This window comes from Nocardia sp. NPDC055165, from assembly GCF_053606985.1.
In genome coordinates this window covers 814,929-821,447 of record NZ_JBSGSS010000001.1, presented here as the reverse complement: position 1 = coordinate 821,447, position 6,519 = coordinate 814,929, and the positions used below count along the sequence as shown (strand labels likewise).

At 67.2% G+C, this 6,519-nt stretch carries 6 protein-coding genes; 5 read left to right on the top strand and 1 reads right to left on the bottom strand.

Features of this window, described 5'->3' with window-relative positions:
• Positions 1-152: 152 nt before the first annotated feature.
• On the bottom strand, positions 153-572 hold the full coding sequence (locus ACWFRF_RS03970) for an SRPBCC family protein (RefSeq protein ID WP_379314046.1): 420 nt from the start codon (positions 570-572) through the stop codon (positions 153-155).
• A gap of 115 nt (positions 573-687) precedes the next feature.
• On the opposite strand from ACWFRF_RS03970, the gene steA reads away from it, so the two are divergent.
• The 5 genes from steA (at position 688) to xerD (ending at position 6,293) form a co-directional block, all read left to right on the top strand.
• A complete protein-coding gene (gene steA, locus ACWFRF_RS03965; RefSeq protein WP_378995175.1) occupies positions 688-1,887 on the top strand; it encodes a putative cytokinetic ring protein SteA in 1,200 nt (399 codons plus the stop codon).
• Positions 1,884-2,825 (top strand): copper transporter, encoded by a 942-nt coding sequence (locus ACWFRF_RS03960; protein ID WP_452448839.1) that lies wholly within the window; start codon positions 1,884-1,886, stop codon positions 2,823-2,825. The genes steA and ACWFRF_RS03960 overlap by 4 nt, the downstream gene beginning before the upstream one ends.
• Before the next feature lie 91 nt (positions 2,826-2,916).
• A complete protein-coding gene (locus tag ACWFRF_RS03955) occupies positions 2,917-4,641 on the top strand; it encodes a CTP synthase (protein ID WP_378630070.1) in 1,725 nt (574 codons plus the stop codon).
• A 21-nt stretch (positions 4,642-4,662) separates the two neighbouring features.
• On the top strand, positions 4,663-5,322 hold the full coding sequence (locus ACWFRF_RS03950) for an NUDIX domain-containing protein (protein ID WP_378995173.1): 660 nt from the start codon (positions 4,663-4,665) through the stop codon (positions 5,320-5,322).
• 38 nt (positions 5,323-5,360) lie between these two features.
• Positions 5,361-6,293 carry a site-specific tyrosine recombinase XerD gene (gene xerD / locus ACWFRF_RS03945; RefSeq protein WP_452448824.1) on the top strand — a complete coding sequence of 311 codons (933 nt, stop codon included), beginning with the start codon at positions 5,361-5,363 and terminating at the stop codon, positions 6,291-6,293.
• The last annotated feature ends 226 nt before the right edge of the window (positions 6,294-6,519 follow it).

Sequence of the window (6,519 nt, the reverse complement as noted above, 5' to 3'; positions counted from 1 at the left end):
GGTCAGGCGCCGGGGCGTAGGCGACGAAGGAGCAAGCCCCGGTGCCTGACCGGCGGGCCAATCAGGGCCGCAGACACGCGCGCGCCAGCGCGCCAAAAATACAGCCAGTGCCTCCAGGACTACCGATCACCGAGTCCCGAGCCCCACCAACCTCAGCGCAGTGCTTTACGCACCCCGCCGATCAGCTGATTGGTCAGCTGACGCAACCCGAACTCCAGCGCAGGCGCAGGCACCGGCAGCGACGGCTCCGACTCCATCGTGTAGACCACCCGAGTACCGCCCTCACTCGTATCGGCGAAGGTGATGGTGCCGACGTGGCGCTTGACCGGGGCGCCCTTGACGATCTTGTATTCCATCCGCTCACCGGGGGTGAGGGCGGTGATCTCCTCGGTGACGCCCACCTTGCCGAAACCCAGCAGGTGCTGGGCGCCGACGCCGGTGGCCGGATCGCCCGCTTTGATGAGCTTGACCTGGATCGGCAGGTACGGGCTGACGGCCTCACGCTCGGTGAAGAGGCGGTAGACGATGTCGCGAGGTGCGTCGAAGACCGTTTCGACGGTGCTACGTGGCATGGATGTGTCTCCTGTCCGAAATGTCTGTGACCCGGAGCATACGGGTAGTCGTCACCCGTGCTCCGACCGGCGCGCCTCCACCAAAGGTTGAGGGTTTGGCTTCATCATCGGCCTCATGAAGATGCCGGCGCTGTTGTCACGGAACACGGAAACGCTGCCCGGTGTCGCCGGGATCGCCCGGGTGGATCGCGATACCGGACGACTGCTGCGGCGGGTCGGTCCCGGGGACGTGGTCGTCCTCGACGCGACCGACCTGGACCGCCACACCGCCGATCGGCTGGTCGAGGCGGGGGTGCTCGCGGTGATCAACACCTCGCCCTCGATTTCCGGGCGGTATCCCAACCTCGGGCCGGAGGTGTTGGTGGCCAACGGGATCGTGCTGATGGACACGGTGTCCTCCGACGCGTTCGGCAGGATCAAGGACGGGTCGAAGGTCCGCATCGACGGCGGCATCGTCTACGCCGACAGGCTCACCAAGAAGGAACCCGAGGTCCTGGTCGAGGGCATCGAGTTCGACGAGACGGCTATCGCAGACCGGATGATCGAGGCGCGCAACGGACTCGCCGATCACCTCGACGCGTTCGCGGGCAACACCACCGAATTCGTGCGTACCGAGAGCGCGCTGCTGATCGATGGTGTGGGCGTGCCCGATATCGAGCTGGACATGCGTAACCGGCACGTGGTCGTCATCGCCGACGGTTCGGGCCATCTCGCGGAATTACAGCGGCTCAAGCCGTTCATCAAGGAGTACGCGCCGATTCTGATCGGTGTGGGCAGCGGCGCCGATACCTTGCGCAAGCTCAAGTACACGCCCGACCTGATCGTCGGTGACCCCGACGAAATCAGCACGGAGACGTTGAAATCCGGCGCCGAGATGATTTTGCCCGCCGATACCGACGGCCATGCCAAGGGCCTCGAGCGCATCCAGGACCTGGGTATCGGCGCCACGACGTTCCCGTCGTCGGGTTCGCCGACCGATCTCGCGTTGATGCTGGCCGACCATCACGGTGCGTCGCTGATCGTGCTGGCGGGCGCGCCCGCTTCGCTCGAGGACTTCTTCGACCGTGGCCGGCGTGACAGCAATCCGGCCACCTTCCTGACCCGATTGAAGGTCGGCGCGAAGCTGGTCGACGCGAACGCGGTGTCCACCCTGTACCGGCATCGTTCCGCGGGCGCCGCGGTGGCGCTGGTGGTGCTGGCCGCCCTGGTGGCGATCGTGGTGGTGATCTTGGCTTCGCACAACGGTTCCGAGGTGCTGGACTGGGCGATCGAGTACTGGAACAGCTTTGTCCTGTGGGTGCGTGGTCTGCTGTGATCTCGCTGCGTCAACACGCCATCTCGATCGCGGCGATCTTCCTCGCGCTCGCGGTCGGTGTGGTGCTCGGGTCACACACCCTCGCGGGCACCATGATCTCGGGCCTCCGGTCGGACAAAACCGACCTGAACACCCAGGTAGACGAACTGACCGCGCAGAACGCCCAGCTCACCGCCCGCCTCGAGTCCGCCGACCAGTTCATCGCGGGCTCGGCGGCGCGCATCCTGAACGGCACCCTGGCCGATCGCACCGTCGTCGTCCTCACCACCCCCGACGCCGACCCCGCCGACATCGACGGCGTGAGCAACTCCCTGCGCACCGCGGGCGCCACAGTGACCGGCCGCATCGCTTTGACGGAGTCCTTCGTCGACGCGGGGGAGGGCGACCGCATGCGCTCCACCCTGACCAATATCGTCCCCGCGGGGGCCCAACTGAACACCGGCGCCGTAGACCAGGGCAGCCTCGCAGGCGACCTCCTCGGCCTGGCCCTGCTCCAAGACCCCGTGTCCAACCACCCCCGCAGCACCCCCGAGGAACTGTCTCTGATCCTCGAAACCCTCCGGGGCGGCGACTTCCTCACCTACACCGACCCGCCGACGAGACCCGCGCAACTGGCCGTGGTCATCACCGGCAACGGTGTCGAACCCGACACCGGCCAGGGCGCGACTATCGCCCGCTTCACCGCCGCCCTCCGAGCAAGAGCCGCGGGCACTGTCCTCGCAGGTCGCCAAGGCGCCGTCGAGGGCAACGCCCCGATAGCCACCGTCCGAGCCCAGGCCCCCCTCGCGACCACAGTCACCACCGTCGACAACATCGACCGCGAAATCGGCCGGGTGACAACAACACTCGCCCTGACAGAACAACTGACCGGCGGCGCGGGCCGCTACGGAACAGGCCCGACAGCGACGTCGCTGACACTGGTAGCCATGCCCCGCTGAGTGAGAACCTCACCACCGCGAACCCAACACGCCGCCCGCTAACGACCGGCAAAATACGCGGAGAGGCGGACTAGCGGTACAGTGGTGGTCCGTGGGTCATCAACGGAATCAGGCTAAAAGTGCCACCAAGCACATCTTCGTGAGCGGTGGCGTCGCCTCCTCATTGGGTAAGGGTCTCACCGCCTCCAGCCTCGGTCAGCTCCTGACCGCGCGCGGCATGCGGGTGACGATGCAGAAGCTCGACCCGTATCTCAATGTCGATCCGGGCACCATGAACCCGTTCCAGCACGGCGAGGTGTTCGTCACCGAAGACGGCGCCGAGACCGACCTGGACGTGGGGCACTACGAGCGTTTCCTCGATCGCGATCTCACGATGGACGCGAACGTGACCACCGGCCAGATCTATTCGACGGTGATCGCCAAGGAACGCCGCGGTGAGTATCTCGGCGATACGGTGCAGGTCATTCCGCATATCACCGACGAGATCAAGAGCCGCATCCTGGCGATGCAGGGTCCCGATCTCGAGGGGCATGTGCCGGACGTGGTGATCACCGAGATCGGTGGCACCGTCGGTGACATCGAGTCGCAGCCGTTTCTCGAGGCGGCCCGCCAGATCCGTCACGATGTGGGTCGCGACAATGTGTTCTTCCTGCATGTGTCGCTGGTGCCGTATCTGGCGCCCTCGGGTGAGCTCAAGACCAAGCCGACGCAGCACTCGGTGGCCGCGCTGCGCAATATCGGTATCCAGCCCGACGCACTGATCCTGCGTTGCGACCGCGAGGTCCCGCAGGGTCTCAAGAACAAGATCGCGCTGATGTGCGACGTCGATGTGGAGGCGTGCATCTCCACGCCGGACGCGCCGTCGATCTACGACATCCCCAAGGTGCTGCACAGCGAGGGCCTCGATGCCTATGTGGTGCGCAAGCTGGGGCTGCCGTTCCGCGATGTGGACTGGGCGGTGTGGGGCGATCTGCTCGATCGCGTGCATTCGCCGCGGGAGACCGTCGAGGTGGCGCTGGTCGGCAAGTACGTCGATCTGCCCGATGCCTACCTGTCGGTGACCGAGGCGTTGCGTGCGGGTGGTTTCGCCCATCGCGCCAAGGTGAACATCCGCTGGGTGCCGTCCGACGAGTGCGAGACCGAGGTCGGCGCGCAGGCGGCGCTGCGTGACGTCGACGCTGTGCTGATCCCCGGTGGGTTCGGCATCCGCGGTATCGAGGGCAAACTCGGCGCGATCGGCTACGCCCGCCGTCGCGGTATCCCGCTGCTCGGCCTGTGCCTCGGTTTGCAGTGCGTGGTCATCGAGGCGGCGCGTTCGGTCGGTATCGCCGACGCGAACTCGGCCGAATTCGAGCCCGACACCAAGAACCCGGTCATCTCGACCATGGCCGACCAGGAAGACGTTGTCGCCGGCGAAGCCGATCTGGGCGGCACCATGCGACTGGGCGCCTACCCCGCCACGTTGAAGAAGGGCTCGGTCGTCGCGCAGGCGTACGGCACCGAGAACGTGTCCGAGCGGCACCGGCACCGGTTCGAGGTGAACAACTCCTACCGCGATGCCATCGCCAAGAGCGGGCTGGTCTTCTCCGGTACCTCGCCCGACGGGCACCTGGTGGAGTTCGTCGAGTACCCGGCTTCGGTGCATCCGTTCTTCGTCGCCACCCAGGCGCATCCGGAGCTCAAGAGCCGTCCGACCCGGCCGCATCCGCTGTTCGCGGCGCTGATCAACGCCGCGTTGAAATACAAACTGGCCGAACGGCTTCCCGTAGACTTCCCGGAGGAAGAGCTCGCGGAGCAGGCCACCGCGGAAGCCTAGGAAGATCGGCGATAGGAACGCATGAGCGAGCCCGGTAGTCACGACTTCGAGACGGTGTCGAGCCGGGTGCTCTACAGCGGCGCGATCCTGGCTCTGCGCCAGGATCAGGTCAGGATGCCGGACGGGCGGGTCGCCGAGCGTGAGGTGATCGAGCATCACGGTGCTGTCGCGGTGCTCGCGCTCGACGACGACGGCAACGTGGTGCTGATCCGTCAGTACCGGCATCCGATCGGCACCAGGCTGCTGGAACTGCCCGCCGGGCTGCTCGATATCGACGGTGAGGACCCGCTCACCGCGGCCAAGCGTGAGCTGGCCGAGGAGACGGGCCTCGCCGCCGCGCAGTGGTCGGTGCTGGTGGATGTGGCGTTGTCGCCGGGCTTCACCGACGAGGCATTGCGGGTGTTCTTCGCGACCGGTCTCAGCGCCACCGACCGGCCCGATCCCGAGCACGAGGAAGCCGACCTCGAGCTGGTGCGGATGCCACTCGCGGAGGCGGTGCGGGCCGCACTGGCCGGGGAGATCGTGAACGCGACCGCGGTCGCCGGGGTCCTCGCCTATGCCGCGGCCGAGGCGAGCGGGGTTCCGTTGCGCGCACCCGACGCACCGTGGCCCGGTCAGCCGACCACGTTCCTGCGGCGCAAGGCCGCCGAGGCAGCATCGACGCACGGCAACCACGCGTGAACACCGCAGCGGTCGGCGGGGACTAGACAGGCGAGGGCGTGCTCGAGCGGGAGATAGCCGCCTATCTCGACCATCTCGCGGTCGAGCGCGGAGCCGCGCGCAACACCCTCGGCGCCTACCGTCGTGACCTCGCCCGCTACCGGGCTTTCTTGACCGGGCGCGGTGTCGAATCGTTGGGCGCGGTGGCCCAGGGCGATGTCGCCGAATTCACCATGGCGTTGCGCGCAGGCGGAGCGGACTATCCCGCGCTGGCAGCGGGTTCGGTGGCGAGGGCGTTGATCGCGGTCCGCGGACTGCACCGGTTCGCCGCCGCCGAGGGACTCACCGATACCGATGTGGCGCATGCGGTGAAACCACCCGCGCCGGGTCGCCGGCTGCCCAAAGCACTGCCCTACGACCAGGTTCTGCGACTTCTCGAATCGGCGGGTGGCGAACCGGACGGTTCCGACGGTGGCCCGCGCGGACTGCGTGACCGGGCGCTGCTGGAGCTGCTCTACTCCACGGGCGCGCGGATTTCGGAGATGGTGGGACTCGACGTCGACGACATCGACGCCGAGCAACGCTGTGTGGTGCTGCACGGCAAGGGCGGAAAGCAGCGCCTCGTCCCGATCGGCCGCCCGGCGCTCGCGGCTGTCGACGCGTACCTGGTGCGCGGTCGACCCGCTCTCGCCGCGAGCGGAAAGGGTTCCGGCGGAGCTCTTTTCCTCAACGCCCGCGGCGGCAGACTGTCCCGGCAGAGCGCGTGGCAGGTCTTGCAGACTGCCGCCGAACGCGCCGGAATCGGGGTGACGGTCTCGCCGCACACCCTGCGTCACTCCTTCGCGACCCATCTGCTCGACGGCGGCGCCGATGTGCGGGTGGTGCAGGAACTGCTCGGCCACGCCTCGGTGACCACGACCCAGATATACACGCTCGTGACGGTGAGCACCCTGCGTGAAGTGTGGGCCACTGCCCATCCCCGTGCGACGTGAACCGGCACCTCCGATACCCGCTGAGCAGGTATCGTGCGAACACGCCCGGCGTTGCCATGCTGTACCTCACCGGTCCGAGCGGTAGCGTCTACCCAGAGTTGGACCGTACGAAAGCGAGCCGGTCCCGGATCGGCCTCGCTACCCTCGACAGGGGTTACCGGCAAGGAAAACGTATAAGGAGCAGCGGATCGTGACGACAGCGGAAACACCGTGGGACGGTGGACCG